Origin of the sequence: Endozoicomonas sp. (assembly GCF_031844845.1) — a bacterium.
Classification (GTDB): Bacteria; Pseudomonadota; Gammaproteobacteria; order Pseudomonadales; family Endozoicomonadaceae; genus Endozoicomonas.
Genome location: NZ_JAVRMB020000305.1, coordinates 1 through 26,600 on the forward strand (window position 1 = coordinate 1; position 26,600 = coordinate 26,600).

The following is a 26,600-nucleotide window of genomic DNA, read 5'->3' on the forward strand; positions in this document are numbered from 1 at the left end:
GTTTTCATCCCTGCCGATGGTGAATTTGCACTTGAAAAGCCAAAGTCAAAAGTGTCTGAAGTATTTTCCAATAACGATAACAGGGTCGTAGCAGTGTTTTTAACATCAATGGTAGCTTTAATAAGATCAGGTACACCAATAAAAACCGGCCTATTACTCAAACCTCTACAATGCCCTGGACAAAACCCCGATGAGTCCATTCCGTTCAGTCGGCAATACTACTTTGAGTTAGTCGACTGGAGTGGAAGAATACTCAAAGCTGGAAAACGGGGAGCCATTCCCGGTGATACGCCTCCCATTCTGACCCGACTGGATATAAATGAAGAAGAATGGCTAAAAACCGTAGGCTGGAATAATCGTTTCAGACGTGCGGTTGGTAAATTGGCCGCAATGAAAGCCTTCGCTGAAAAGCAAGGACAGCAGTGGTTTCAGGGTACTCTTGCTTGTCGCCGGTTGTACTCATCGGCACCATTGTAAAACTGATTTCTTTAAGCCTGATTGATTAAACCGCACTCCGTTGCCATGTAGCGCTGGTTCAGCCTGCGCCAACCAGAATCCTGTCTGTTAGTTTTTATCCAAAAGCTGGATTTACCCCCCAATAGTAATGTCTGAATCACTTGGATTCAGGGATGGTTAATACTGAGGATGATTGATTTGTTAGTTTTTTATAGAGACAAGAAAAGGACACCCACTAAAATATCCATACTTAAACAATGGATAGATTTATGGATGTCCTTTATTTGCGCCGATTTATGGATGTCCTTTATTTGCTGCAAGTTCTCCAATGACTTTTACGTAGGGTTTCCACATATCTGAACAGACAAACTCCAGCTGCTTACTTCTGGACTCTGTGAAGAACTCGAAAAAGCTGCGAATAGTTTTCTCTGTTCGCTCCTCACCAATCCACAATAAGCGCGTATAACCGCGGTCAATCTGGTAAACAACGGTGAGGTACTTATGACCTAACTGGTATGCTATCTCATCAATACCGATGGCTTTTATTTTGTCCAGGCATCGATGTTTAAGTCCCCAGTCCACTATATATTCAACAGAATGAAAGACCTTTTCCCATGAGGTATTAAAGGTCTCAGCTACTTCCTTCCACGACATCTTCCTTGCCCAAAATGCAAGGAATTGCATATACGCTTTGGTAAGCTCATTTTTACCTTGGGCCCATGGAACCTCCTCAACCTTTACGCCACAGGTGGGGCAATTAACTCGACGCATCTGATAAAGGAGAAAGGTTCTGTAACCCCATATTGGGATGAACTCAAACCGGCGTATATTTAGTTGGTCATACCCAGGTGTTGGCTTCTGACAACCAGAACAGATAGCCAGTCCATTCTTTCTGGGAACCACCATGATATCGAGCACTTCAGCACCTTGATGGATGACAAGCTCCACTGATTGATAAACAAATGACTTGAATTTGTGGCATTTATTGAGGAGAGTCTTTATAAGCATCTGCCGGGCCTTCTGTTGTTTTTCAGTTCACAGCTAAAAAACATACAGAAGTTTTCGGCAGGTGCTTTCCTACCTAAAATTCACTCAATTTACCCACAGATATCCCTGAAGAGCCTAATTTATGGATGTCCTTTATTTCTCTTTATTTCTTGGGAATATCGGTCATAACTGGCTCACTAAACTGAGCCAGCATAAATTCAGTGGGAGGAGACGGTTACAGAGAGGTATCAATCGCTGTCTTTTTCTTATGAAGCATGAGGTCGAGCAAGCCCATAAAGAAAGCAGACGCCACAAATGTCAGGTGCATAAGAACAGCCCACATTAGCTTGTCATTGGGAATATTTCCTGCATTCATAAAAACTTTCAGCAAATGGATAGAAGATATGGCGACAATGGAGGCCGCAACCTTTGCTTTAAGAGAGCCCGTATCCATTTTGCCAAGCCAGCTTAATTTATCAGACTCTTTCTCAACATCAATCTTGGAAACAAAATTTTCATAACCTGCATACATCACCATCACAATCAGCCCACCCACCAACGCCACATCAATCAGTGTGAGTGCCTTAAGGGTCACGTCATTCTCATTCATGCTGAAAACGTTTAAAACGAGATAGACAGCACTCTGAAAGAATTCAATCAGCAGAGCCACCAGAACAAGACTTAGCCCGAGATAAATCGGAGCCAGCAGCCAGCGGGCAGAATAGAGCACTTTTTCGAACAGTTTTTCCATAAGGCAGCCAGATCAGTAAGTACAGCAATAAATTTTTGCAGAATACTACCACAATTCCGGCAGTTGCGGTGATATGGCGCGATATTAAAGAGCCCTATTCGAGAATACGACAGTAAGCAACTAACTTGTACAGGTGCTCCCCCAATTTACCGTCAAATTCTTTGCAAACCGAATGGCCCCATGAAAACAGTTCCAGCTACATCAATTTCTTTGTTGATCTTCTCACAGACGCTGCTCACCTACGCGGATGTAATCAGTCAGACCCCCATGGAACAGCAGATATCATCTCCGTCCAAAAGAGCCTGCATCCAGATTCTTGAGCCGCCCCCGGAACACAATATCAACAGCATCGAACTACTCACCCACGCACTGGAGCCGGGTGAAATTGCCCTTACCGATAACCACAACACCCAATACTACGGTACATTTTTTATAGGTAACCCGAACCAGAAGTTCGACGGGATTCTGGATACCGGTTCAGGAAAAATCTGGGTACCGGACAAGCACTGCTTTTTCGTGGCTTGCCGGGGCAAGGAAATATTTTATCCCGAACTCAGCCAGTCATTCTCAACGGACTACCAGGGCCTCTCAATACAGTATGGATCCGGCAGTATGCAGGGCTACAGAGGGTATGACACGGTTACTCTGGGGGATATCCCTGTTGCTGATCAGGAGATTGGCCTGGCGACCTGGCTTTCTGATAGCTTTCAGAACACACCTTTTGATGGCATCTTTGGCCTTGCCTACAAGAGCCCTGCCGACGACCCGATGACATTGTGGATGGATAATGCCGTTCTGCAGGGACGGATTCCGAAAGCGATGTTCTCTTTTTACCTGAGCAATACACCTGCCAACGGAGCCAGTCGCCTGATTATCGGCGAACCGGATCCGTACTATTACCGGGGAGAAATCAACTGGCACCCGATACTATCACTGAATACGGGGAGCCCCATGGATGTCTATTACAATATTACCTTTGACGGCATCCGCATCAACGACCGGAACATCCCCCTTAGCTGTCAGCACCAGGGTAACTGCAGAGCCATTATCGACTCGGGCACCTCCCTGATTGTCGGGCCAGCGAATGACGTATTCACAATTCTTAATGCCCTGCAGCTGAATCCGGATTGCACCAATTTGCATGAACAGCCATCACTGACCTTTACCATCGGTGGCCAGAATTACACCGTACCTCCCGAGTTTTATGTGGTTAAGCAGGTTGACTGGTGGGGACAGGAGCAATGCGTAGTCGGGCTGGCACCGGGCAATAAAGACTTCTGGATATTGGGTGATGCTTTTATGCGGGCATTCTATGTGGTATTTGACAAGACAGAGGGGCGCGTTGGCTTTGCCAGACTGGCAAAACACCTGAGCACACCGAAGGCGTTAAGAAAGTACTTTACCTCCCGGGCGCTGACAGGTTCAGGCCCGGCACAGTAATGTTTAAGAGAAAGCCGCTGCGAGTAAACCGGACAGCGGTTTATTATTTATCCCACAACTTTCACATACTCCTAACAGCACAGCGTCTTATTGACAGAGATCATAAAAACATCAGTTAATCTCATGCATGATGGTATCAAAAGAAACGAAATTTTCAGCAAGAAGGAGAGACATATGCGTGGAATCACCAAAGTTTTGGCCGTTGTTGATACCAGAAAGGACCAACAGATTGCTCTGCAGAGGGCCAGCCAGATCTGCCGGGTAACCGGTGCTGCGCTGCACATTCTTGCACCTAACCCAAAAGCAGGTGTCGAATCCATGGCTCGCCTGGAAGCGCTGGCTGAACCTCTTATGGCAGAAGGTCAGGAAGTCTATCTTCATGAAACATGGAATGACTCTGTTATCGAGACCATTATTCATGTTCGCCAGATGGAACGCTGCCATCTTGTTGTCAAGGATGCCAAGCTGATTACCGCCCTGCAAAAAGCATTCAGCACTCCGGAAGACTGGAGCCTGCTCCGTCGCTGCAGAGTCCCTGTACTGCTGGTTCAATCTGACAGTGACTGGAGTAAGGGTACTATTCTTGCTGCTGTTAATGCAGACCCAAAAGATCATTATCACAGCGTTCTCAACCAGGCCATCCTGCAATATGCCACAGATATTGCCGATGAGTTCTCCGCAGAACTTCACCTGGCGACAGCATACCCAACCACCATGCTCGCTATTCAGGACCATGGAGACGGCCGGACCGACAAGCACAATTACGAAAAGCACTGCAAGGAATACGCCCGGGAATTCAAACTGAATGAAGATCAGTTCCATATTGAACCTGGCCCAACCGAGACCATGATTCCTGCACTTCTGAAAGAAATTGATGCAAAACTGCTGATTCTGGGCACCCATGCAAGAACAGGCATTAGTGCAATTGCTATTGGCAACACCGCAGAACAGCTCATTTCCGAGGTGAAAACTGATATTCTGGTTCTTCAGCCCAAACATCATATGATCCCGCTGGAACGCGAGCTGAGTCACTGATTTAACCGCCATTGCCTGTCAGTATTGTACTGGCAGGCCCATAAAAACTTCACCACAAACGGCAACGAAACCGGATAAAGCGCTTAAAAGCTTCTATATTGTCTTATCAAGGCTTTTTTCTCCCTTCGACTGTTATTTAAGTAAACGATAAATCCTCAGGCTGATTGTGTTTCAGCACCTGCTCAGGACTTTACCCATTTGATTTGGAGTTGCTACGGGTTGACAAGGGAGCGAAGCTTTTAGGTTCTCGGACCCTCGGGTTCCGGGAACTTAGATTCACTAAGTGACCAGACTGGGCTGACGCTCCAGTAAACGAGCGCAGCCAGCAGAATAGCAACTTCAAAGGCGACGGGTATACCCTGGGCCGAGCGAAGCCAGAAGCTGATCACTCATGTTTTCTGGTATTTTCTTTCCACATAACTGGTAATCCCCTGAGACTGGATATGAACAAGAAAGAACTGGTTGAGCAAGTCGCTGAACAAGCAAACCTGCCACGCAGCAAGGCCGAACTGGTGGTCAACGCCTTTATCAGTAACACGCAGGAAACGCTGGCTAGTGGAGATATCGTTCAACTCATTGGTTTTGGCACATTTTCAGTAGCGGACCGCGCGGCCAGAAAGGGGCGGAATCCCCAGACAGGGGAAGAAATTCATATCCCCGCCTGTAAGCTTCCGCAATTCAAACCCGGTAATAAATTTCGGGAAATGATCAAATAACCTGACTGATACATAAGAGAACACCAGGGTGCCCAGGCATAGAAGCCAGGCATCTGGTCATTAAAAAAGCGCCAGTATGGCGCTTCAGCTTACAACACCCATAACACGCTCAAGCCATGGCTTGTATCATGTTAAGAAGGGCTCTCTTCTTCATCAGATTCATTCGATAAAGCTGATTAATAATTTCACCATCCACCTCTGAATCGCAAATGGTGTCACTAACCTGAACCAGATACTGGTTCCCTCGCCCAGTGGCCAGCCATTCAAAAGAAATTTCAAGAATCTCTGCCATTTTGCGTAGATTACCCAGACTGGGGCTACTCATGCTGGTCTCCCATTGAGCCAGTGCACTTCTGGATACACCAATCAAGTCGGCCAAAGCCTGCTGCGAGAACTTCTTATCCTTACGGGAGCACAAAATCCTTGTTGTCAGATTCATCCTTGGATACTCAGGAAAGGTCAGGAACAACGTCATTCATAAATACATTTGATTGCAATACATGAGCATTCAATCACTTTTCATTATAAAAATGATTCGACCATTTCAGAAAAATCGTGAGGAAATCGTGAGGAAAAATACTGACTGGCGGAAAGATCAGCAACATTAAGCTCGTTGCCCGCTATCCGTTGTCCGTTGCCCGAAAAAGCACGAGTGACTCCTGCTTTTTCGGACTACGGACATCGGACCACGTTCGTTGAAATGGGCAAGTTATTTAAGGACAGTTGCTTAAAGGGTAAACATTAATCCTGCGATGGTAGCACTCATCAGGTTAGACAGCGTACCGGCAGCTACTGCCTTGATACCCATACGGGCAATATCCTGACGACGGTGGGGAGCCATAACCCCGAGACCACCCAGCAGGATAGCGATAGAAGACAGGTTGGCAAAGCCACACAGAGCGAAGGTAACAATGATCTGGGTCCGGGCAGACAGCACTTCAACACCTGCCGCCACAGCCGCTTCAGGATTCAGATATTGTACAAAGTCCATGTAGGCAACGAACTCGTTCACCACCACTTTCTGGCCGATAAAACTGCCTGCAGTGATGACCTCATTCATCGGTACACCAATAAGAAACGCCAGTGGGCTGAACAGGTACCCCAGAATCATCTCAAGGCTCAGCTCCGGATAACCAAAGAAGCCACCAGCCCAGCCCATAATACCGTTAACCATGGCAATCAGGGCAATAAACGCCAACAGCATCGCACCGACGTTGGCAGCCAGCTTCAGACCGGAGGAGGCACCGGAAGCAGCAGCATCAATCACGTTGACGGGTTTTTCAGTATCGCCTTCTTCATCAGACAACTCAGAATCATCGGGTGTATCGGTTTCAGGCTTAATGATTTTTGCCATCAACAGACCACCGGGAGCCGCCATGAAACTGGCAGCAACCAGGTATTTCAGCTCAACACCCATACCGGCATAACCAGCCAGAATTGAACCGGCCACTGAAGCCAGACCACCAACCATCACCGCAAACAGTTCAGAGTTAGTCATACGACCAATGTAAGGTCTGATCACCAGAGGAGCTTCTGTCTGCCCCACAAAAACATTGGCAGTCGCTGACAGGGATTCTGTACGACTGGTACCCAGTAGTTTTTGCAACCCCCCGCCCAGAATGATCACCACTTTCTGCATGATGCCCAGATAGTAAAGAACCGCAACGAGGGAGGAGAAGAAGATGATGATTGGCAGAACATTAATGGCAAAAATAAAGCCCACTTTGAAGTTGCCAAGATCACCAAACAGGAAACCAATACCCTGGTTGGCATAATTGATGACATTACTCACCGCGTTGGAGACGCCACCCAGGATCTCCTGCCCCATCGGCACATAGAGAACGAGAGCACCAAGACCCGCCTGAATGGCAAAAGCGCCACCGACCGTTCTCAGATTGATGGCTTTTCGGTTATCCGACAGGAGAAAAGCGATTGCCAGAAGACTGACAATGCCCACCAGACTCATAAATATTTCCATGGGATCAGGTTACCTTCAATGGATGATCAGACCCGACCAGTCACACATTCGGTCAGAGGGCTAAAAAAATCCCGAGAATTGTATAACCTGATTTACAAAAACAGAACCGTTATCTGACACAACTGTTCAAAAACAGAACAACTTCTGAGCAAAACATTGAGCCAAATCAAGAGAAGGAAAATAACCTGCACGCTGATCGGCAACTATCTATTGAATAATAATTTTGATCGTGCATTCAAAAAAATAGCTGCCAATAGAAACAAATATTTCAGACTTTCCCAGCATACAACAGAAGACCACTGCATGTGGTCAACATCAAAGCTAATCCGCTGGGTCGTAAAGCTGAATAATGCTCGAAAAGTCCTGAGTACTTCCAGAACGGATCGAATGGATTCTATACAAATTCTCTGCCAGAGAGGCCATTGGCGTCGCCGTCTTGCTACTTGCAGCGGTATTCAGGGCTAAACCAAGATCCTTGGCCATCAAACCCACCATAAAACCACCCTGATAGTCATTACTGGCTGGCGTTTGTGGCATAACTCCCGGTACCGGATTATATTTTTCCAGAACCCAGTTCCCTCCAGAGCTCTTATTCATGATTTCAGAGAGCACTGCCGGATCAAGACCATTATTGATACCCAGTTTGAGGGCTTCCGATGTCCCCGTCATTAGAATGGCCAACAGCATATTGTTGCAGATCTTGGCCAGCTGTCCCGCACCAGCACCGCCAGCATGAAAAATATTCTGTCCCATAACCTCAAGATAAGGTCTGGCTCGTTCTACAGCTTCGCCATTCCCTCCTAGCATAAACGTCAATGTGCCAGCTGCAGCCCCGGCGGTTCCACCGGAAACCGGCGCATCAATAAAATCAATGCCCTGCGCTTCTGCCTTTACACCGACGTTTTTTGCAACATCAGCCTCAATGGTGCTGCAGTCTATAACCAGACAACGGCTGTCAATAACATTAAAAAGCCCTTCATCGCCCAGATACAGCGTTTCCACATGTTTACCAGCAGGCAACATACTGATCACAACACTGGCACCCTGAGCCGCATCGGTTACCAACTCAGCCTTCGAACCGCCTGCCTGCACCAGCTGATCCAGGGCTTCAGGCACCAGGTCAAAACCACAGACATCATACCCGGCTTTCACCAGATTCTGAGCCATGGGACCACCCATATTACCAAGACCGATAAATGCAATTTTTGTCATTATTCTCATCCTGCTTTTGCTGTTTGTTCAGCGGTCTGACATAAATACCCATAACGATTTAGCCACGGAGACACAAAGTCACGGAGAAAAGAAAAAGTTTTTTCTCTGTCTCCGTGCCTCCGTGGCAACTTTCTTTCACGGAAAAGGCGTTATTCATAAGTCCATTCAGGCTTGCGCTTCTCAAGGAATGCGCGAACCCCTTCCTGCTGGTTTTTGCCGTTGAACAGTTCCAGAAACATCTCTCTTTCGGAGGGCAAAGCATCTCTTGAGAAACCAGAGCGTCCCATTTGCACCAGTTTTTTACAGGCTTTCAGGGCATCAGGGCTCTGCTTTCCGGCATTCGACGCCAGGGCTTTCGCACGATCCAGACTTTCTCCAGAACCCACAACTTCTTCTACCAGGCCAATTGCCAATGCTTTTTCAGCACCCACTTTTTCACCACAGAGGATCATGCGCTTGGCCCAGGCTTCTCCTACCAGGAGTGTCAGGTTTTGTGTCCCACCAGCACAAGGCAGCAAACCCACTGCAGCTTCCGGCAACGCCATAATTGCCCGTTCTTCCGCCACCCTCAAATCACAGGCCAGGGCAACTTCGAGACCTCCTCCCATCGCATAGCCATTAATGGCCGCAATGCTGAGCCCTTTAAAATCACTCAAGGCTTCAAAAGCCTTACCAAACGCTTCAGCAAAGGGGCGGGCCTCTTCAGGAATCAGGTTATCAAATCGCTTTAAGTCCGCGCCGGCACTGAAAAATTTCTCTGAGGCAGAAGTAATAACCAGCGCAATAACACCCGGATTCCTATTCAGCTCCTGAACAATCTGTTCCAACTCTCCCAAACTCTCTGGCGTCCAGGTGTTAGCCGGTGGATTGTCCAGGGTGAGAATGGCGGTACGCCCTTCATAAGTCAGATGTAGTGCTTCAGACATAATCACTGTAACTCCATACCAGATTGAGAAATGCTTGTTGAAAGCAAACGACGGGCGACAATCAGTCGCATGATTTCATTGGTACCTTCGAGAATCTGATGCACCCGGTTATCACGGACATGACGTTCAAGTGGGTACTCTTTGATATAGCCATAACCGCCATGAATCTGGAGGGCTTCATTACATACCTGAAAACCGATATCCGTGGCAAACCGCTTGGCCATGGCACAATAGGCGGTGGCCTCCGGGTCGCCATGATCCAGCTTGAAGGCCGCCAGTCGCACCATCTGACGAGCGGCCACCAGCTCTGTATTCATATCAGCCAGCTTGAACTGCAATGCCTGAAACCCGGCCAGCTCACGACCAAACTGCTTCCGCTCTTTCATATAGGCTCTGGCAGTATTTAACGCCTGTTGTGCAGTACCCACTGAACAGGTGGCAATATTAATACGGCCACCATCCAGCCCTTTCATGGCAAAAGAGAAACCCTGCCCCTCTTCGCCCAGCAGGTGATCGGTCGGTATACGGACATTATCAAAAGAAATCTGTCGGGTAGGCTGGGCATTCCAGCCCATTTTTTCTTCTTTCTTGCCATAGTGAATGCCTTCCAGGCTGGCCGGCACAGCAAAGGCCGATATTCCTTTCGGACCCTCTTCTCCGGTTCTGGCCATCACCAATAGCAGATCGGTACTGCCCGCTCCGGAAATAAACATTTTCGAGCCATTGAGAACGTACTCATCTCCATCACGTACAGCCTTGGTTTTCAATGCAGCGGCATCACTCCCAGCCCCTGGTTCTGTCAGGCAGTAAGAAGACAGCTTACTGCCACAGACCAGCCCTTCACCCCATTCGGATTTAACCCGGTCAGTGGCAAATTCACTGATCATCCAGGCCACCATATTATGAATGGTGATATAGGCGGTAGTGGCCGTACACCCCATAGCCATCTGCTCAAAAATGATATGGGAATCCAGACGGGAAAGCCCCAGCCCCCCCATAGACTCATTGGTATAAAGTGCGCAGAAACCAAGATCGCCAGCAGCCCTGATAACATCAACAGGAAAGTGAGAATCAAGATCCCACTGTGCTGCGTGGGGAGCCAGTTCAGCCTCGGCAAACTGCCGGGCCAGATCTCGAAAGGCTATCTGCTCTTCAGAAAGGTTGTAGTCCATAAAAAAGCCGCCTATAAATTTTGCCATTGGTGAGATATGGGGGATAAGGCATTTTTTAATGCCTTATCCCCAAACTCAAATAATTCGAAAATACAGGGAGTTAGCAGCAAAACCTGTCACAACATCTCAACTGCAATGGCGGTTGCCTCACCACCACCAATGCACAGTGAAGCGATACCTTTTTTACCCCCCGTTTTTTTCAGTGCGTGCAGCAAAGTCACCAGAATACGGGCACCACTGGCACCAAGAGGATGACCAAGGGCGCAGGCACCACCATTAATATTTACCTTGTCGTGATCAAGACCCAGTTCGCGCATGGCCATCATGGCGACCACTGCAAAGGCTTCATTGACTTCAAACAGATCTACATCACTGGCCTGCCAGTCAATCTTTGCCAACAGTTTGCGGACACAGTCAATGGGAGCAATGGTAAACTCTTCCGGCTTTTGGGCATGACTCTGATAACCGGTAATCCGCGCAATGGGTTTTAACCCCTGCGCTTTGGCATCCTCTTCCCGCATTAATACCAGCGCGGCGGCACCATCAGAAATAGAGCTTGAGTTTGCCGCTGTAACGGTTCCATCTTTAGTAAATGCCGGTCGAAGCTGACGTATTTTCTCCGGCCTGGCTTTACCTGGCTGCTCATCAATTGCAACCACCCCTTTACGGGTTTCAACAGGCACAATTTCCTCAGCAAAAGCTCCAGACTCAATCGCCTGCCTGGCTCGCTCCAGAGAGGCCAGCGCATAATCATCCATGGCCTCTCGCGTTAATCCGAAGAGATCAGCGGTTTCCTGGGCAAATACGCCCATGGCTATTCCACGGTAGGCATCTTCCAGTCCATCGGTAAACATATGATCTTTAACCTGACCATGACCGAGGCGCATACCACCTCTGGCTTTATCCAGCAGATAGGGGGCATTGCTCATACTTTCCATACCACCGGCAACCACCATATCCGCTTCACCGGTTTGCAGCTGGGCGGCACCGAGCATCACGGTTTTCATTCCAGAACCACACAACTTGTTCAGCGTTGTGGTGGGTACATGAACCGGAATCCCGGCATTTAATGCAACCTGTCGTGCTGGTCCCTGACCAGTACCCGCAGGCAACACGCACCCCATCAGCACTTCAGAAACCTTTTCCGGAGCAATCCCTGCTCTCTCCAGCGCTGACTTAACGGCAACAGTACCCAGTTCAACCGCAGAAACAGACGACAGATCTCCCTGAAATCCGCCCATGGGAGTGCGGGCAGCAGAAACAATGACGACATTTGTTGACGAAAATGGTGAATGAGATGAGTCAGAATAAGACATGAGACGCTCGCTTTTATTTGTTTTTTATTATGACGGTTTAGATATCAAATGCTCATGATGATAGTTCGTCACCCTCTGGCATGAAAGAGTTGACCACGAAGGCAATGAGACACAAAGGATAAGCTTTTTTCTTTTCTCTGTGCCTTTGGGTACCGTGGCAATTTTCTTTCACTGCAAAAACAAGATACCAAAGTCGGCAGTACTGGAGCAAACCAGAACCTGTTTGTTTTTTTACCCGGCTAAAGGCTGTTTCTTATCCATTTGGATTATACGACCCGATCACCACCAGCAGCTCACCCTTTTGAACTACGAAATGAAGAAACTGGCATATTAACAAAGCCATCTTGAGACCTTCCGGACAAACAACCCATCACTGATAGTTTTTAAAAATCGTTGGTCACAGGCTTTCCTGCCTCTCTCTCTTATCTATTTTCATCAACTATCTGTTGACAGTGTAAACAATGCCCGACATAATCTGCCAAATAATTTACAGAGTAAACAGTTTACTCTTGTTTGTTTTGAGGTGCGAATATGACGAAATTTTTTGAGGCGTTCAAAGCGGCAATGCCAGTGTTAATTTTACTGGCTATTACTGCAGCGTCAGCCCTGCTCTATACCGACCAGACGGTTGTCACTGAAGGGCTTACCAGTGGTTATGAAATGGGGCTGGAGATTATACCAACCATGCTCATCGCGTTTATTTTTTCAGGTCTGGTGATGAAGCTTATCCCTGAAGCGTTCCTGAACCGATGGCTGGGAAAGGATGCAGGCCTGAAGGGCTACCTGCTGGCATTAGCCGGTGGAATGATCACACCTGCGGGACCTGCGGTTATTTATCCAATGATCGGCATGATGATTAAAAAACGCTGTAGCGTTGGCATTATCACCACCTTCTTATCCTCCTGGGGCATGTTAGGGCTGATTCGTGCCGTCGCATGGGGCGTGCCTTTACTGGGAGCCAAACTGATGCTGTTAACACTGCTGGTCAGCTTGCCCGCACCACTGATTGCTGGCTGGCTGGTGAATGTTATTTATGAAAAATATGGCCTGTCCATGGATCCTGATCCGAAAAAAATTGATACCGCTATCATCAAAATTCAGGCAGAGGAGCATTAATCATGGATTACATCACTAACGGTATTATGCTGGCACTGTCATTAGTGTGTGCCGTCGTTTTGTATAAACAACAGCGCACTGGAGACCTGCTTGATGGTATTAAAGCGGGTCTGGGCATGTTTATGGAGATGCTGCCAGTATTTGCCGCCTCTTTTCTGATTGCCGGTATAGCACTTGCGATGATCAGCCCTGAACAATTATCCCTATGGCTCTCTGGCTCAAATAACGTTGCAGGCAGTATGATAGCTGCCCTCGTGGGCGCTGTTGCACCCACCAGTCCGATCGTGCTGTACCCCATAGCAGGTACGCTTAACAGTGTGGGGACACCCGTTGCTGTGGTGATTGCTTTTGTCGCAGGTTTTAGCCTGGTAGGCATCGGTCGGGCTATCGTATTTGAGCTGCCATTTATGGGACTGAAGTATGTTATTATTCGCTCGTCTGTCGCGCTCTTAATGCCGGTAATTATAGGACTTATCGTGCAGAGCCTGTACGTAGGGTGATGTATGTTGATTGATCAGTTAAGTAAGCTTGGGGATCATTGTCGGGAAGCGTTTGAGCAGCTGATCCAATCATTACCCGAGAAAGTAACCAGCCGTGAAGCGTTGTTGCTCAGTCTGTTATTTGAAAAAAAGAGCATGCTGCCAAAAGAGGTTGCGAAAACGTTTGGAGTGACACCCGGACTGATTACCCGCTATATCACCAGCCTGGTCAAAAAAGGATTTATCGAACGTCAGCCTGGTGATGAATTACGCTCTTATCGCATCGTGATCACCGACAGGGGCGCTAACGTTGCCGAACGCCTTGAACAGAAAAAACAATGGCTGAATCAACAGATGGAACAGCAGCTCACTAAGGCTGAGCTGGCTTCATTGATAAAGATAATCGATAAAATTTCACGGTCGCCAGCGGGATTACCAGCCACCCGGAAGTAAGGCGCCCGGGCTCGCTTTATATCGCCACACCCACTATTTCAACATTGCCAACTTAACATCAGTTTTGAACTCAGTTTCCGTTCACTCTGAACGAGGCGCTTTCCGCTGTCCGTAAAAGCATGCGTCTTATCTTTTTCGGGCGGCGGGCGGCGAAAACAGGCAAATTATTTAGGGATAAATCCTGAATCGGGTTACCGGATATCAGCCGAATATCCTGCCCGCTCCAGCAGGACATTATAAGTCCAGGTTCTTATGGTGCTATCAATAGGGGCGCTAACTTCCACATTTTCAGGTAAAAGGGCTTTAATAGACTGGAGACAGGCGTTGAGTTCCTGAGTGGCTGGCTGCCGGTCAATCAGGGAATAAATGATATGGTCAAACGCACGCTCAGCCGGTTTGAGAGTATTCTCTTTGTATTCAGTCAGTTGTTCATTTTTCTTAATGGCTTTTTTTAGATTGGCCGCGGTGCTCTTTAGATTCATTTTCCTGGTTAATACATCACTCTCTGCCCGGAGTTTCTCACATTTCTTTTTTATCCTAACCAGTCTGTCAGGCATCACAGGGTGGGGTTCTTTTTCACACCAGTCTAACAGCGTTTCAGCCTTCTCTAAAATGCCTCTTCCGTAATGATCCAAACCATATTTGCCCAACAGATCCATCAATGGCTGGCAGCTTTTTTCCTCCAGAGCCTGACGAGCCTCAGGTAAGCTTTGCCTCCGGGCAGACTGGGCAAAAAGCCCCTGATAGATACTTTCCAGGCCTTTACTGATTTCTTTACCATCGCTATCGCTGATTTCCAATTCCTCAGCAGATCCAAGAGATCCGATACCAGAATCAATACTGACTTTACGATCCTTCTGAACACCATCATGGATAGATTGTTGATGAGAAACTTCGGGAATGGAGACCTGATTTTCAAGAGAAACAGGTTTCACCTGCCTCCCGATCCATAAGGCTTTATGCCCGGTATCTTCCGGAAGAGCTAACACCCCTTTGACATTACCACTTCGAGCAATGTGAAGTTCTGCCATCTATTTCACCCACCGATCAATTCAGATGGGTGGCTACCCAGCTGAATTGATCATCTTCCGTGATAATTAGCCCATTCAGATCTGGACAACCTCAAAAGGTACTAATGGATTAACATCGGCATCATAATCCACACCCTCAACACCAAAACCAAACAACTTCAGGAATTCCTTTTTATAGAGGATATAATCCGTCAGTTCAGCCAGATTTTCATTGGTCAGCTGAGGCCAGATCGCCTGACAATGTTTCTGGATATCTTCTCTCAACTCCAGGTCATCCAGACGCAGACGATTACTATCATCCACTTCCGGAGCAGCGCCATCAGTTCGGTAGACGCGTTCACGGAACATGCGGTTGATCTGCTCGATACAACCTTCGTGCAGTCCCTCTTCCCGCATCTTTTTAAAGACCATGGAAATATAAAGCGGCATTACCGGAATGGCAGAGCTGGCCTGAGTTACCACACTCTTCAATACAGCAATATTGGCAGAACCGTGAACGGCTTTCATCTCAACATCAATCGCATGAGCGGCACGATCCATGTCTTTCTTCGCTTCACCCAGGGCACCGTCCCAGTAAATAGGCCAGGTCAGTTCTGTACCGATATAGCTGTAGGCTACCGTCTTGCAACCTTCTGCCAGAACGCCTGCCTCAGACAACGCCTTCATCCAGAGTTCCCAGTCCTGACCACCCATTACGGTGACCGTTGCCGCCACTTCTTCTTCGGTGGCTGGTTCAACAGTGGCTTCAAACAACGTATCTTTATTGGTATCCACCGCAGTAGTACAATAGGTTTCGCCCATCGGTTTCAGTACGGAACGGATCACCTCACCGGTATCCGGCAGTTTACGAACCGGGGATGCCAGCGAGTAAGCCACCATATCCACCTGACCCAGATCCTGCCTGATCAGCTCAATGGTCTTTTCCTTCGCTGCATGGCTAAAGGCATCGCCATTCAGACTTTTGGCATACAAGCCCGCTTCATGGGCCAGTTTTTCAAACGCCGCAGAGTTGTGCCAACCGGCAGTACCCGGTTTGGTTTCTGTGGCCGACTTTTCAAAAAACACACCAATGGTGGCAGCTTCAGAGCCAAAAGCGGCAGTAATGCGGGAAGCCAGACCGTAACCGCTGGAAGAACCGATCACCAGTACCTTTTTGGGGCCATTGGCCACCGGGCCCAGCGACCTGGTATAGGCAATCTGCTCCTTCACATTGGCTTCACAACCCACCGGGTGAGTGGTGGTACAGATAAATCCACGAATCCTTGGTTTAATGATCATCGTTGTCCCCAACAGGTGAAATTCGGTTCGAAAACCAGGGGCTAAGATCAGGCGTACCCGCCCCAGTGCGTAAATAACGGACTAGCTTATCCAAAACCCGTAACTTGGGAAAGAGACGCTGCGTATAACTCGGTAGCGTTATGGGTATATTTGTTACGGCCTGTTTTACTGAGATACAAAATCGTATTTACACATATACCAAAATCAGGACTCTATTTAAGTAAAAGGTTCTGGTTCTGGCCAGCCCCAATCCTGCTTAAGAGGTTGTCGCAAAAGCCTCCGGAAACCTCGTTCCCATGCTTTTAGGCCCTGTGGGTCCTGCGTGGGAACGAGGGTTTTGCGACAGCCGCCTTCGCGGGGATGACGGTTGGGTGTTTGTAGAATTAAAACTTCCAGAAAGGGTTTTCCACATTAAGGTTCAGCGCCTTGCCATAACCTGGTACTTTGATCTGAGAATCATCTAACTCAAGATCATTACCATCCAGAACACCTTTACCAAACTGGTAAATAGGCCTGGCTTCACCGGTTTGGCAACGCTTCTCGTAATCAGCCTGCTGTTGAGTCACTGACTCGTTCCGGTGCTGCCACTGTGTTATGGCTTGCTCGCCATGTCTGGCCTTTAACATCCTTCCGGTCATCTCAGGGCTTAACAACAATGCAGTGGCATTATTGCCACCAAAACCCTTGGCATTGACCAAAGCCAGATCCATCTGATCGGCCCCCGTTTCCAGGTGATTCAGGAGAATATTCAGATGATCAGAGTGAACATCTTCAGCCAAACCTTTAATGGTTCTGATCCCGGGAATAACCCCATGCTTCCAGACACCCAGTGTCGCCATAATCTGATCACCACCGGCAGCACCAATGGAGTGACCAACGTAGCTTTTCACCGCAGCAACAGGCCAGTTTTCCATACCAAACATTTTGGCGGTTTCGCTGAGAATCTTCGATTCGGTCACCCGGTTCTGTGGAGTTCCAGTGCCATGGGCCTGGACAAAGCTGCGATAACGAAGGGCGTCATCGCCGGCAATGGCTCTTCCCAAAGCAGCCGCCCGCGCTACGGTCAAATGATTGCCTGCACCCGGAGCAGAAATGGATTTTTTATAACCATCCGCATTGATGAAAACATCAGCCACTGCACCGAGAATCTCAGCACCACATTCCAGGGCAAGCTCATCGTCCATCAGCACCAGAAACTGACTGGATTCCGCAATGGTGAAACCGGCATTATCCCCAAATGGACGGCAGGCTCTTCGCCAGTCAGGGTTTTCAGAATCAGACAGGCCGTCCAGGTTGCGGAGTGCTACATCCGTCGTTAATGCCCCCATGGTGGAATAGCCTTCCATAATTTCAGGGGTTATTGGCGCTTCACTGTTACCCACAATCACCAGACGACGGCGACCACTGCGAATCTCTGATGCCGCATGTTCAAGGTTATACAGCATCGTCGCACAGGCTCCCATGCCCGTACCCGTACCACCCAGAGAACCCAGTATATAAGCATTAATGAAGTCTGCAGACATTTCTGCAAAGCCTAATGGACATTGCTTGGAAGTGACTCGTTTACCCAGCAAACGAGCCTGGAACATACCACCATTACCGTTGTAATCCATCTGGCTCATGGCACTGCCGGAATAAACAGCCACCTCTTCAGGGCCTAGCTTCTGCTTGATAGCATCCCAGTCCATACCTGAAGAAAAAATGACATCGGATGCGCCAAATACCGTCATTGCCAGAGACCGGGGATGATGACGGGACTGGTAAAGTTTTTCCGGTGCAAAACCCGTAGGAAGCTGACCCGCTGAGCCCACCAGGGATTGCCTGATCGACGGAACCATCAACTGCTGACTGCCTTCGATACGAACTTTTACACGACCGTCCTCCAGCTTTTCCAACTGCCAGCCTGCTGGTAAAGGGTTGGGCAAGCGACGCCCCCGAAGAATAATTTCAGTGCCCTGATCTGCCAGAATTGCCTCATGAATGGGGATCGCCTGACTATCAAACAGATTCTTTTCAAGTTGTCGAATAAGAGTGCCTGACAGAATATCATCCCGGCTACTGTCTACCGGCAAATTTCTCAATGTTCGAAGCGCTGAAAGGGTATCACGCTGGGACTGGTCATCCAGGCATTCCAGAATCAGACGACGATAACCGTGAAAACCAGAGGTTCTTCCAGCCGAGCTGACCCCACCTTGAGCAACAATAACGGGTAATCTGGACAAACCACACTCCTGTATAACAGCACCACCTGCCACCCGAGCCCGGATACAAATAGACCGTTATGAATGCAAATTAAGAATCAAATGAAGTTGGCACTAGTTTAATGATTTCGTGATAAACTAAACCGGACAAAAAAGACATAAATCCGGATAAATAAGACAAACGTTTGAATAATGTTCCAACAGCCACCTCCATTACAGCTAAATCGGGTATTAATTCCCATGGTCGATCATATGATCAGTACCAGTGTGACATTACCCCTGGAAATGCTCGAAGCGGCAATGACCTATACACGCCTGTCGAACGCAAGGAAAAGCATTGAGGTTCACTTCTGTGCCATGAATAAAGAGCCTGTTACTACAACAGGTGGCTTGCGACTCACACCAGACCGAACCTTCAAACAAAGCGGCACAGGCGACTTGATCCTGATACCGGCACTCTGGCGGAATCCTATCCCGGTGGTTCGCAAGCACCCGGATATTATTGAATGGATCAAACTGCAATACGACTCAGGCGCTGTATTTGCTGCAGCAGGTACCGGTGTAACCTTTATGGCTGCCGCGGGTTTACTGGATAAAAAGCCCGCGACTACTCACTGGTTCTACATGGAGAAGTTACAGCGTTTTTTTCCGGAAGTGGATTTCAAGCCGAATCACCTGATCACCCGGGCCGACCGCATTTATTGTGCCGGAAGTGTTAATTCCGTGGCTGATTTGATGGTACACCTGCTGGGTATCGCGCTGGGTGAATCGGTTGCCCAGAAGGTTGAGCAGCAGTTTTCCCATGAAATAAGAAAGCCCTTTAAAGACACCCATTATGCCGATGACCATACCACTGCTCACCAGGATGAAATTATCGTTTCTCTTCAGGACTTTATTCACCACCAGTTTGCCAGTGATATTGCTATTGAAGACCTGTGCAAAATCTCAGGCCTGAACACCCGGACCTTGAATCGCCGCTTCCAGCAGGCCACCAATTCAGCCCCCATGGGGTATGTTCGAAAAATCAGGCTTGATCAAGCGAGAGATCTATTAAAGAATACTAATTTGGGCATTACCGAGATTGCCCTGCAGGTGGGTTATGCTGACGCCGATTACTTTTCCAGGTTGTTTAAGCGTCAATACCAACTCACCCCTTCTGAATTTCGCAGGAGTGTCCGGGGTAAGCTGTTTTACCTTAATGACACCACAATGGAATGATTAATTTGAACCCCGGCAAATTCCGGGGTACCGGAGATCCCCCCACATGTTCCTGAAAAAAAGCGCCCTGGCTGCTGGTTTGTTGACCGCCTGTCTCTCATCCATGGCTCTGGCTTCCTCCCCTCTGGGTATCTGGAAGACCATTGATGACAGTTCTGGTGAAGCCAAAAGTTATGTCACTGTCTTTGAAGAAAACGGCAAACTGTCCGGCAAAGTGACCCAGATTCTAGACCCTGCCAAACAGGACAGCATTTGTGACCAGTGCAAAGGGGATCTGAAAGATCAGAACATTCAGGGTATGACAATTCTCTGGGGTATGGAAAAACAAGGCCGCAAGTACGACGATGGTAAAATCGTCGATCCGGAATCCGGAAAAGTCTACAGCGCCAATATGAAAGTGCTTGAAGATGGCCAGAAGCTTGAAGTAAGAGGCTACATTGGATTCTCACTCATCGGCCGCTCCCAAACCTGGGAACGGGTTGAAGAACAAAGCCCGACCCATTGATTTCTCAGACAATTACCATTCTTTTACTGACACTGGCCGGCCTCAGCGCTGGCTCTGTGCTGTTCTGGACTATTCGCCTTGGTATTGGTCCAACACCGACTTCAGGAAAAGTAAGAAACAGGATCAGAAGCTGTCTGCCGGAAGAGGTATCCGGAGCAATCATTGAGCTTGGCTGTGGCTGGGGGCAGCTGATCCCACTGCTACAGGAAAAGTATCCCGAGCAAAGGATTCAGGCCTGGGAACGCTCACCTTTACCCGCTCTGTTCACTCACTGGTTCTGTGGTATTGAGGTAAAAAGAAGGGATTTCTTTGAGGCCGATGTTAAAGAAGCAGGACTTATTATCTGTTACCTGTTCCCCGGGGCCATGGCACGCATTGAGAAGGAAATAATTCCTCGTTTACCGGCAGGTTGCTGGATACTGACTCATACATTCAGTCTGCCAGGCAGAGTGCCGGTAAAGACCATGAAGGCGGATGATCTTTACCGGACGCCGGTTTATCTCTATCAGATAAACTAAGAAATCGTCGTTAAATAACCTGGCTATTCTGACTCTGACCTCCATTCGTCCTGAGCCCGTCGAAGTAGCAAGAAGGGCGTGAACTCCAGGCTCATGAATAGACCGTGCCAGCCCCCTTCGACTCCGCTCAGGGTGAACGGAGTCTGAGTTTAAAACGGGGAAATTATCCCGGGACAAATCCTGAGTGAAACCTCTGAATTCAGGCTCCCGGCTCAAGCCTGGGATTTATCAGCAGTAACATAACCACTGACACCATTAACAGCCGTTGCAACCTGTTGTCCCAATGCGTATACAATACTGACACAATAACCTGACCATGTTGTGTAACCAGTAATTTCTGTTGCATCCAAAGAGCCCAGGGAATTGCCATCACTCTGAGCACAAATCAAATCTGATGATTCTTCAAATCTCTTAACCTGGGTGGCTATTTCATCAGGATTCATTGGCTTTGCTCCTGCTAAAGCAGAAGTTAACTTATAGACCTTTCGGATCTCTTTGCTGGTATCACAGACCGCACCATCACCAGACGGGCGTCTATTTTTTAGTTCACTGACATCAATTAATGTAAAAGATTCATAGTCATCACTGGTTCCCAGGTTCTGATCAACTTTTCTTTGATCAATTGAAATGTTGCCCAGATTATCTGGAACAGACTCACCCAGTGTATTCCCAGCCTCGGGAACAACTTTTATAACCTGGCCATTGTTAGTTACACAATGACTCTGCCCCTGTGTCCATACATACGCTGCTTTAAAATCATCGCATCCCGTAACCACCTGTATTCCTGGCGGTATTCTTTCAATTGTCATAACTCCTCCCTGGATAATCACCAATTAAAATCCTGATTTAAACCCTACCGGTCTACTTATTAAGACTATGGTTCTCTTTAATAGTTCCCCGGAAGGCTTCCCGGATAAGAAAAAACAAGAATCCTTTACAATTCCTGTACAGAAAGAATCACGATGCTACCTGAAACAACCATCAGTTCAGGGAACACAGGGGTATCTGCTGAGACTTACCCTTCCAGCGGTATACCTCCAGTTCAGCCGGATCACAGGAAACACAACCCTTTTTGCAGGATACAAAGCAACCTGGCTGATCACAGCTCAGCTGTCCTTTTCTTAACCAGTGAGAGAGCATCCCCCTCATGGCCTCAGGTGTGCTATTGAACTTCATGCTCAGGTCAGCAAGGGAGCATACTTTCTGCAGCTTCAAATAATCACGAATTTTGATCAGCATGGTCAGCTCCTGTCATAACAGGTCAGAGACTGTCTCAAAACGATTGCATGAATCCCGTTGTGACAGCCTCATCAGTGAATATTACTGCGGACTAACGTTCATTCTACCCTGCAATACCGACGCTCCCATCCGTCTCATCAGGGCAACCACAATAAACATCACCAGGAATATAGAAACAACCCACAACAGCGTTTCGCCAGGTTGCACCGAAACCAGTGACAACTGATAGTAAATGGTGGCAACCGAATAACCCAGGAAGAAAGTCCAGCCGGAGATAAACAGTGTCCAGCCCAAAGTGGTTTCCCGGTAAATGGCACCCAGTGCCGCTACACAGGGGGTATACAGCAGAATCATCAGCAGATAGGCAATCACTGCCGCATTGCTTGGGAAGAGCTTGGCCATCACCGAGAAGGTACTCACCGTTATTGCCTGCTCTTCCGCAACAGCCTCAAGATCACTCAGGTCACCCACCTGAATACCCAGCGGATCGGTCAGAGCCCCACTCAGCCCCCTCAGGTTGGCAGGAATGGTTGCCACAGCTTCTTTTAAACCGGCCATCAGGTCAAAAGGGGCATCAGCCTCAGATTCAGGTTTTTCAGAAGCTGCAATGGCGCCGTACATAGAATCAAGGGTACCCACCACGGCTTCCTTGGCCAGGATACCGGTAAACAGCCCTACGGCAGCGGGCCAGTTTTCCTCAGTCATGCCCATGGGGGCAAACATCGGTGTAATGCTCTGGCCGATTTTGCTGAGCATGGAGTCCCGGGTATTCTGATGTCCGAAAGAGCCATCGGTACCAATAGCGTTCAGGGTGTTCAGCACCACCACGACCACCACGATCGCCTTGCCAGCACGTATAAGAAAGGATTTCAGGCGATCCCAGGTGCGCAGCATCACTTGAGTAACCGTCGGACGATGGTAGTTAGGCAGTTCCATAATAAAGGGAGAGCTGTCACCACTGAGAATACTTTGCTTGAGAATCAATCCGGTAAAAATGGCCGCCAGAATACCCACCAGATACAGAACAAACACCACATTCTGACCCGATTCAGGGAAGAAGGCCGCCGCAAAAAGCGCATAAACCGGTAATCGGGCACCACAGGACATAAACGGAGCCATGGAAATCGTCAACAGCCGATCTTTCTCATTGTCCAGTGTTCTGGCCGCCATTATCGCCGGCACATTACAGCCAAAACCCACCAGCATGGGGACAAACGCCTTACCCGGAAGCCCCAGGAAACGCATCAGCCGGTCGACCACAAAAGCAGCCCTGGCCATATAGCCGGAGTCTTCCAATACGGAAAGGAACAGAAACAGGAAGCCAATCACCGGAATAAAGGTAGACACCGTCTGGATACCACCACCAACACCATTAGCCAGCAATGTGATCAGCCAGACAGGAGCCCCGAGGGAGCTCAACCAGTGGCCAAGCCCATCCACCAGCAGGGTACCGGTAAAGATATCGAAAAAGTCAATAAATGCACTGCCCAGGTTTATGGTAAACATAAACATCAGGTACATGACCCCCAGGAAAATGGGGAACCCAAGCACCCGGTTCAGTACCACCCGGTCAATGGACTCAGTAAGACGATGACTGACGGCACCTCTCTCACGAATCGCGGTATCCATAATACGACCAACCACATCATAACGACGGCTGGCCAGAATAATATCCAGATCTTCTTCCAGTGCAGCTTCAATGATATGACGCTGCTGGGTAGCCAGATTGACCACATGCCATGTCAGATCCGGCAGTGGAATGCTGTCACCTTCCAGCAACTTCAATGCATACCAGCGCAGGGACAACGGATTATCCAGGGCGATTGACTCTTTCAGAGCCGACTCAATAACCGCAATGGACTGCTCCAGCTGATCCCCAAGATTCAAAGGTGGCGCAACTGAAACACCATTATTCAGTAAACCATTAACTTCCCTCAGGAAGCTTTTGATATTACTGGTTTTACTGGCCACCAGCGGCAATACAGGACAACCCAGCTCTTCGGAGAGCTTATCAATATCAATGTCCATGCCTTTTTCCCTGGCAACGTCCATCATATTGAGCACAACAAGAACCGGAGCCCCCATATCCAGAAGCTGAGTGGTCAGGTAGAGATTTCGCTCGATATTGGATGCATCGAGAATATTGATGATCAGGCCGGCTTCACGTTTCAGGATATAGTCACGGGCAACTTTTTCATCCAGAGAGACATCACTGTCAACAACATCCAGACAATAGGTGCCCGGGAGGTCAACCACCTCTATAGAATCATCTTCAAAGGTATAGAAACCACTGCGCTTTTCAACCGTAACGCCGGGCCAGTTTCCGACGTGCTGACGAGCTCCGGTTAACGCATTGAACAGTGTTGTTTTACCACAGTTCGGATTGCCTACTATGGCAACAACGTGCTTTTTCACAGATGGAGAGCTCATACTCTGGAAACCTCAATGACAGCAGCTTCATCACGTCGGATGGAAAGCTGAAAGCCCCTCACTTCCAATTGGATCGGATCCCCCAGGGGAGCAACACGACAAACCTTGAACCGGGTTCCGGGAGTCAGCCCCATGGCCAGCAATTTCCGGCGATAGGCACTGCCAGCATCGAGAAAAGCCTTTACCTGACCAGATTCACCGGTTTTCAGCTCACCCAAAGTCACCTTCATCTACTTCTCTCCACCGGTATTTGGGGTCAGGTTCTATGAGATAGTCCTGATTTTCAGGCTGCTTTGTCTCAGACAATGACCAAAACAAATTGGATCCGAATCATCCACCAGAAATAAAAAAACCTATAATTTCATGGCTTTCATCCTGGTTTTTTTGGTGGTTAGTACTTTATTGACTGATATGAATATATACGCAAATGAGAATGGTTACAATTTAGAATGACAGGAACTGACCATGGTATTGACCCGCGTCAATTGGCGTCAGCAATACACATATAACAGCCGGAAGCTGATTGTTCTTTGCTTTCAGCTTCCAGCATCTTTTACTTCCAGCTTTTTTTAAGGAACCGATGGATACACTGCACCAGACATAAACTGCAGAATCCGGTTTACCTGGCAGCTGTAACCAAACTCATTGTCATACCAGACATACAGAACACAGCGTTTGCCATCCACAATCGTCGCCTTGCCATCAACAACGCCCGCCCGGTAACTCCCAACAAAATCACTGGAAACCGCCTCGACAGACGTCACATAATCAACCTGTTTCTGAAGACTCGAATAGAGGGATGTCTCCCGCAGGAAATCATTCAGATCTTCAACCGTGGTTGACTGTTCGAGGGATAAGTTAAGAATGGCAAGAGAAACATTCGGTGTCGGCACCCGTATGGCATTGCCCGTCAGCTTACCCTCAAGTTCAGGCAATGCTTTCGCCACCGCTTTGGCAGCACCGGTTTCAGTAATCACCATATTCAGGGCTGCACTGCGCCCACGACGATTGCCCTCATGATAGTTATCAATAAGGTTCTGGTCATTGGTGTAAGAATGAACCGTCTCAACATGACCATGCTCAACACCAAACTGGTCATTGACCGCTTTCAGAACGGGTGTGATCGCATTGGTCGTACAGGATGCTGCGGAGAGAATCTGGTCTTCAGGCAGAATATCCTTATGGTTAACGCCATAAACAATATTCTTGATATCACCTTTTCCTGGTGCCGTTAACAGAACCCGTGCAACACCCTTTGATTTAAGGTGAAGACCCAGACCCTCTTTATCACGCCACTTACCGGTATTATCCACCACCACTGCGTTTTGAATACCGTACTGAGTGTAATCAATGGAATCCGGGGAGTTGGCGTAAATCACCCGGATCCCAACACCATTGGCATAAATAAGCTTATTCTCTTCATCAACAGAGATCGTGCCCTTGAATGTGCCATGAACAGAGTCACGACGGAGCAGACTGGCACGCTTCTGAAGATCATTATCAGCACCACCGGGCCTTACCACCACCGCTCTCAGGTTCAAACCGGAGCCGCTACCCACGCGCTCAACCAGAATCCGGGCCATTAAACGACCAATTCGCCCAAAGCCATAAAGCACCACATCCTGACCTGCCCCCAGGCTCTGCTTGTGACCATTGGCCACCGATGCCACTTTCTGAGTCACATACTCTTCCAGTGTCATGCCTTCCCTTTCACTTCTGTAACCAACAGCAAGCTTGCCAATATCAATACGGGATGAGCCAAGATCCAGACCGGTCAATACATTCAGAACCGGATAGGTCTCCCGGACAGAAAGGCCATTATTTTCAATCTGTCGGACAAATTTATGCGCTTTAAGAATATTGATGACGGAGCGGTTGATGACGGGGCGTCCATAAACAGACGTTACAACATTGTGATTACGATACAACTGGCCAATCAGGGGGATCATTGACTCAGCCAGTGCTTCACGCTCTTTCCAGTCCTGAAAATGGTCTGCTACCACGATAAATTCCCGTTTATTATTTCTATTTTTAATCGTGCCCCTTTATTGGGACTTATGTTTCGTGGCTATTATCCTTACTGAACCTATTCAACGCAACAGAGATTACCAAACTTGAACACGCCTTGTTTATCAAGCTTATT

25 protein-coding genes and 1 pseudogene are annotated in these 26,600 nt (G+C 48.3%); 10 read left to right on the forward strand and 16 right to left on the reverse strand.

The features are described from left to right. Nucleotides 1-477, forward strand: a pseudogene (locus RM811_RS16700) (hypothetical protein); the annotation flags it as partial. A 273-nt stretch (nucleotides 478-750) separates the two neighbouring features. Here RM811_RS16700 and RM811_RS16705 read toward each other — a convergent pair. Beyond that, nucleotides 751-1,464: a transposase gene (locus RM811_RS16705; protein WP_402526571.1), complete on the reverse strand. Its 714-nt coding sequence runs from the start codon at nucleotides 1,462-1,464 to the stop codon at nucleotides 751-753. Between the two features lie 214 nt (nucleotides 1,465-1,678). Next, nucleotides 1,679-2,194, reverse strand: coding sequence for a TIGR00645 family protein (locus RM811_RS16710; RefSeq protein ID WP_402526573.1), 516 nt, complete (start codon nucleotides 2,192-2,194; stop codon nucleotides 1,679-1,681). 180 nt (nucleotides 2,195-2,374) lie between these two features. Here RM811_RS16710 and RM811_RS16715 point away from each other — a divergent pair, with 180 nt between their 5' ends. The 3 genes from RM811_RS16715 to RM811_RS16725 all read left to right on the forward strand — a co-directional run bounded on the left by RM811_RS16715 (nucleotide 2,375) and on the right by RM811_RS16725 (nucleotide 5,385). Continuing rightward, the gene (locus RM811_RS16715) at nucleotides 2,375-3,634 is read left to right on the forward strand and encodes a pepsin-like aspartyl protease (protein ID WP_402526576.1); all 1,260 of its coding nucleotides are present in this window, start codon (nucleotides 2,375-2,377) and stop codon (nucleotides 3,632-3,634) included. Nucleotides 3,635-3,808: 174 nt separating this feature from the next. Beyond that, nucleotides 3,809-4,669 (forward strand): universal stress protein, encoded by an 861-nt coding sequence (locus tag RM811_RS16720; protein ID WP_402526579.1) that lies wholly within the window; start codon nucleotides 3,809-3,811, stop codon nucleotides 4,667-4,669. Nucleotides 4,670-5,112: 443 nt separating this feature from the next. Then, nucleotides 5,113-5,385, forward strand: coding sequence for an HU family DNA-binding protein (locus tag RM811_RS16725; protein WP_402526581.1), 273 nt, complete (start codon nucleotides 5,113-5,115; stop codon nucleotides 5,383-5,385). A 109-nt stretch (nucleotides 5,386-5,494) separates the two neighbouring features. Here RM811_RS16725 and RM811_RS16730 read toward each other — a convergent pair whose 3' ends face one another. The 6 genes from RM811_RS16730 to RM811_RS16755 form a co-directional block, all read right to left on the reverse strand. After that, on the reverse strand, nucleotides 5,495-5,824 hold the full coding sequence (locus RM811_RS16730) for a helix-turn-helix domain-containing protein (RefSeq protein WP_402526583.1): 330 nt from the start codon (nucleotides 5,822-5,824) through the stop codon (nucleotides 5,495-5,497). Between the two features lie 288 nt (nucleotides 5,825-6,112). Then, nucleotides 6,113-7,363: a NupC/NupG family nucleoside CNT transporter gene (locus RM811_RS16735; RefSeq protein ID WP_402526586.1), complete on the reverse strand. Its 1,251-nt coding sequence runs from the start codon at nucleotides 7,361-7,363 to the stop codon at nucleotides 6,113-6,115. 321 nt (nucleotides 7,364-7,684) lie between these two features. Continuing rightward, nucleotides 7,685-8,575, reverse strand: a complete 891-nt coding sequence (gene mmsB, locus RM811_RS16740; protein ID WP_402526589.1) for a 3-hydroxyisobutyrate dehydrogenase — start codon at nucleotides 8,573-8,575, stop codon at nucleotides 7,685-7,687. A gap of 149 nt (nucleotides 8,576-8,724) precedes the next feature. Further along, the gene (locus RM811_RS16745) at nucleotides 8,725-9,501 is read right to left on the reverse strand and encodes an enoyl-CoA hydratase (RefSeq protein ID WP_402526591.1); all 777 of its coding nucleotides are present in this window, start codon (nucleotides 9,499-9,501) and stop codon (nucleotides 8,725-8,727) included. Nucleotides 9,502-9,503: 2 nt separating this feature from the next. Further along, the gene (locus RM811_RS16750; RefSeq protein ID WP_402526594.1) at nucleotides 9,504-10,673 is read right to left on the reverse strand and encodes an acyl-CoA dehydrogenase family protein; all 1,170 of its coding nucleotides are present in this window, start codon (nucleotides 10,671-10,673) and stop codon (nucleotides 9,504-9,506) included. Between the two features lie 116 nt (nucleotides 10,674-10,789). Next, the gene (locus tag RM811_RS16755; RefSeq protein WP_402526597.1) at nucleotides 10,790-11,989 is read right to left on the reverse strand and encodes a thiolase family protein; all 1,200 of its coding nucleotides are present in this window, start codon (nucleotides 11,987-11,989) and stop codon (nucleotides 10,790-10,792) included. Between the two features lie 531 nt (nucleotides 11,990-12,520). On the opposite strand from RM811_RS16755, the gene RM811_RS16760 reads away from it, so the two are divergent. Genes RM811_RS16760 through RM811_RS16770 form a run of 3 tightly spaced genes read left to right on the forward strand, consistent with a single transcriptional unit; the run spans nucleotide 12,521 to nucleotide 14,037 of the window. Next, nucleotides 12,521-13,105 (forward strand): permease, encoded by a 585-nt coding sequence (locus tag RM811_RS16760; RefSeq protein ID WP_402526600.1) that lies wholly within the window; start codon nucleotides 12,521-12,523, stop codon nucleotides 13,103-13,105. A gap of 2 nt (nucleotides 13,106-13,107) precedes the next feature. Next, the gene (locus RM811_RS16765; protein ID WP_402526602.1) at nucleotides 13,108-13,605 is read left to right on the forward strand and encodes a hypothetical protein; all 498 of its coding nucleotides are present in this window, start codon (nucleotides 13,108-13,110) and stop codon (nucleotides 13,603-13,605) included. Between the two features lie 3 nt (nucleotides 13,606-13,608). Further along, a complete protein-coding gene (locus RM811_RS16770; RefSeq protein ID WP_402526605.1) occupies nucleotides 13,609-14,037 on the forward strand; it encodes a MarR family winged helix-turn-helix transcriptional regulator in 429 nt (142 codons plus the stop codon). 191 nt (nucleotides 14,038-14,228) lie between these two features. Here the strand turns inward: RM811_RS16770 and RM811_RS16775 are convergent, their stop codons facing one another. From RM811_RS16775 to RM811_RS16785, 3 genes are all read right to left on the reverse strand, one after another. Next, nucleotides 14,229-15,068, reverse strand: coding sequence for a hypothetical protein (locus RM811_RS16775; RefSeq protein WP_402526608.1), 840 nt, complete (start codon nucleotides 15,066-15,068; stop codon nucleotides 14,229-14,231). A 75-nt stretch (nucleotides 15,069-15,143) separates the two neighbouring features. Then, nucleotides 15,144-16,346 carry an enoyl-ACP reductase FabV gene (fabV, locus tag RM811_RS16780; protein ID WP_402526611.1) on the reverse strand — a complete coding sequence of 401 codons (1,203 nt, stop codon included), beginning with the start codon at nucleotides 16,344-16,346 and terminating at the stop codon, nucleotides 15,144-15,146. Between the two features lie 383 nt (nucleotides 16,347-16,729). Then, complete coding sequence (locus RM811_RS16785) at nucleotides 16,730-18,568, reverse strand: beta-ketoacyl synthase (RefSeq protein WP_402526614.1); 1,839 nt, start codon at nucleotides 18,566-18,568, stop codon at nucleotides 16,730-16,732. 171 nt (nucleotides 18,569-18,739) lie between these two features. On the opposite strand from RM811_RS16785, the gene RM811_RS16790 reads away from it, so the two are divergent. Genes RM811_RS16790 through RM811_RS16800 form a run of 3 tightly spaced genes read left to right on the forward strand, consistent with a single transcriptional unit; the run spans nucleotide 18,740 to nucleotide 20,788 of the window. Beyond that, nucleotides 18,740-19,765: a GlxA family transcriptional regulator gene (locus RM811_RS16790; RefSeq protein WP_402526617.1), complete on the forward strand. Its 1,026-nt coding sequence runs from the start codon at nucleotides 18,740-18,742 to the stop codon at nucleotides 19,763-19,765. A 46-nt stretch (nucleotides 19,766-19,811) separates the two neighbouring features. Then, the gene (locus tag RM811_RS16795) at nucleotides 19,812-20,270 is read left to right on the forward strand and encodes a DUF2147 domain-containing protein (protein WP_402526620.1); all 459 of its coding nucleotides are present in this window, start codon (nucleotides 19,812-19,814) and stop codon (nucleotides 20,268-20,270) included. Next, the gene (locus RM811_RS16800; protein WP_402526623.1) at nucleotides 20,267-20,788 is read left to right on the forward strand and encodes a hypothetical protein; all 522 of its coding nucleotides are present in this window, start codon (nucleotides 20,267-20,269) and stop codon (nucleotides 20,786-20,788) included. Before RM811_RS16795 ends, RM811_RS16800 begins: the two co-directional genes overlap by 4 nt. A gap of 212 nt (nucleotides 20,789-21,000) precedes the next feature. Here the strand turns inward: RM811_RS16800 and RM811_RS16805 are convergent, their stop codons facing one another. From RM811_RS16805 to RM811_RS16825, 5 genes are all read right to left on the reverse strand, one after another. Then, on the reverse strand, nucleotides 21,001-21,597 hold the full coding sequence (locus tag RM811_RS16805) for a hypothetical protein (RefSeq protein WP_402526626.1): 597 nt from the start codon (nucleotides 21,595-21,597) through the stop codon (nucleotides 21,001-21,003). Between the two features lie 172 nt (nucleotides 21,598-21,769). Further along, nucleotides 21,770-22,027: a FeoC-like transcriptional regulator gene (locus tag RM811_RS16810; RefSeq protein WP_402526629.1), complete on the reverse strand. Its 258-nt coding sequence runs from the start codon at nucleotides 22,025-22,027 to the stop codon at nucleotides 21,770-21,772. 81 nt (nucleotides 22,028-22,108) lie between these two features. Next, nucleotides 22,109-24,457: a Fe(2+) transporter permease subunit FeoB gene (gene feoB / locus RM811_RS16815; protein ID WP_402526632.1), complete on the reverse strand. Its 2,349-nt coding sequence runs from the start codon at nucleotides 24,455-24,457 to the stop codon at nucleotides 22,109-22,111. Next, nucleotides 24,454-24,687, reverse strand: coding sequence for a ferrous iron transport protein A (locus RM811_RS16820; protein ID WP_402526635.1), 234 nt, complete (start codon nucleotides 24,685-24,687; stop codon nucleotides 24,454-24,456). The genes feoB and RM811_RS16820 overlap by 4 nt, the downstream gene beginning before the upstream one ends. Before the next feature lie 339 nt (nucleotides 24,688-25,026). Continuing rightward, on the reverse strand, nucleotides 25,027-26,460 hold the full coding sequence (locus RM811_RS16825; protein ID WP_402526638.1) for a glyceraldehyde-3-phosphate dehydrogenase: 1,434 nt from the start codon (nucleotides 26,458-26,460) through the stop codon (nucleotides 25,027-25,029). Nucleotides 26,461-26,600 lie beyond the last annotated feature (140 nt).

Excerpts from the sequence above, each read along its gene's own strand:
- RM811_RS16705 (WP_402526571.1), bottom strand. The coding sequence starts at position 1,464 with ATGCTTATAAAGACTCTCCTCAATAAATGCCACAAATTCAAGTCATTT.
- RM811_RS16710 (WP_402526573.1), bottom strand. The coding sequence starts at position 2,194 with ATGGAAAAACTGTTCGAAAAAGTGCTCTATTCTGCCCGCTGGCTGCTG.
- RM811_RS16715 (WP_402526576.1), top strand. The coding sequence starts at position 2,375 with ATGAAAACAGTTCCAGCTACATCAATTTCTTTGTTGATCTTCTCACAG.
- RM811_RS16720 (WP_402526579.1), top strand. The coding sequence starts at position 3,809 with ATGCGTGGAATCACCAAAGTTTTGGCCGTTGTTGATACCAGAAAGGAC.
- RM811_RS16725 (WP_402526581.1), top strand. The coding sequence starts at position 5,113 with ATGAACAAGAAAGAACTGGTTGAGCAAGTCGCTGAACAAGCAAACCTG.
- RM811_RS16730 (WP_402526583.1), bottom strand. The coding sequence starts at position 5,824 with ATGAATCTGACAACAAGGATTTTGTGCTCCCGTAAGGATAAGAAGTTC.
- RM811_RS16735 (WP_402526586.1), bottom strand. The coding sequence starts at position 7,363 with ATGGAAATATTTATGAGTCTGGTGGGCATTGTCAGTCTTCTGGCAATC.
- mmsB (WP_402526589.1), bottom strand. The coding sequence starts at position 8,575 with ATGACAAAAATTGCATTTATCGGTCTTGGTAATATGGGTGGTCCCATG.
- RM811_RS16745 (WP_402526591.1), bottom strand. The coding sequence starts at position 9,501 with ATGTCTGAAGCACTACATCTGACTTATGAAGGGCGTACCGCCATTCTC.
- RM811_RS16750 (WP_402526594.1), bottom strand. The coding sequence starts at position 10,673 with ATGGACTACAACCTTTCTGAAGAGCAGATAGCCTTTCGAGATCTGGCC.
- RM811_RS16755 (WP_402526597.1), bottom strand. The coding sequence starts at position 11,989 with ATGTCTTATTCTGACTCATCTCATTCACCATTTTCGTCAACAAATGTC.
- RM811_RS16760 (WP_402526600.1), top strand. The coding sequence starts at position 12,521 with ATGACGAAATTTTTTGAGGCGTTCAAAGCGGCAATGCCAGTGTTAATT.
- RM811_RS16765 (WP_402526602.1), top strand. The coding sequence starts at position 13,108 with ATGGATTACATCACTAACGGTATTATGCTGGCACTGTCATTAGTGTGT.
- RM811_RS16770 (WP_402526605.1), top strand. The coding sequence starts at position 13,609 with ATGTTGATTGATCAGTTAAGTAAGCTTGGGGATCATTGTCGGGAAGCG.
- RM811_RS16775 (WP_402526608.1), bottom strand. The coding sequence starts at position 15,068 with ATGGCAGAACTTCACATTGCTCGAAGTGGTAATGTCAAAGGGGTGTTA.
- fabV (WP_402526611.1), bottom strand. The coding sequence starts at position 16,346 with ATGATCATTAAACCAAGGATTCGTGGATTTATCTGTACCACCACTCAC.
- RM811_RS16790 (WP_402526617.1), top strand. The coding sequence starts at position 18,740 with ATGTTCCAACAGCCACCTCCATTACAGCTAAATCGGGTATTAATTCCC.
- RM811_RS16795 (WP_402526620.1), top strand. The coding sequence starts at position 19,812 with ATGTTCCTGAAAAAAAGCGCCCTGGCTGCTGGTTTGTTGACCGCCTGT.
- RM811_RS16805 (WP_402526626.1), bottom strand. The coding sequence starts at position 21,597 with ATGACAATTGAAAGAATACCGCCAGGAATACAGGTGGTTACGGGATGC.
- RM811_RS16810 (WP_402526629.1), bottom strand. The coding sequence starts at position 22,027 with ATGCTGATCAAAATTCGTGATTATTTGAAGCTGCAGAAAGTATGCTCC.
- feoB (WP_402526632.1), bottom strand. The coding sequence starts at position 24,457 with ATGAGCTCTCCATCTGTGAAAAAGCACGTTGTTGCCATAGTAGGCAAT.
- RM811_RS16820 (WP_402526635.1), bottom strand. The coding sequence starts at position 24,687 with ATGAAGGTGACTTTGGGTGAGCTGAAAACCGGTGAATCTGGTCAGGTA.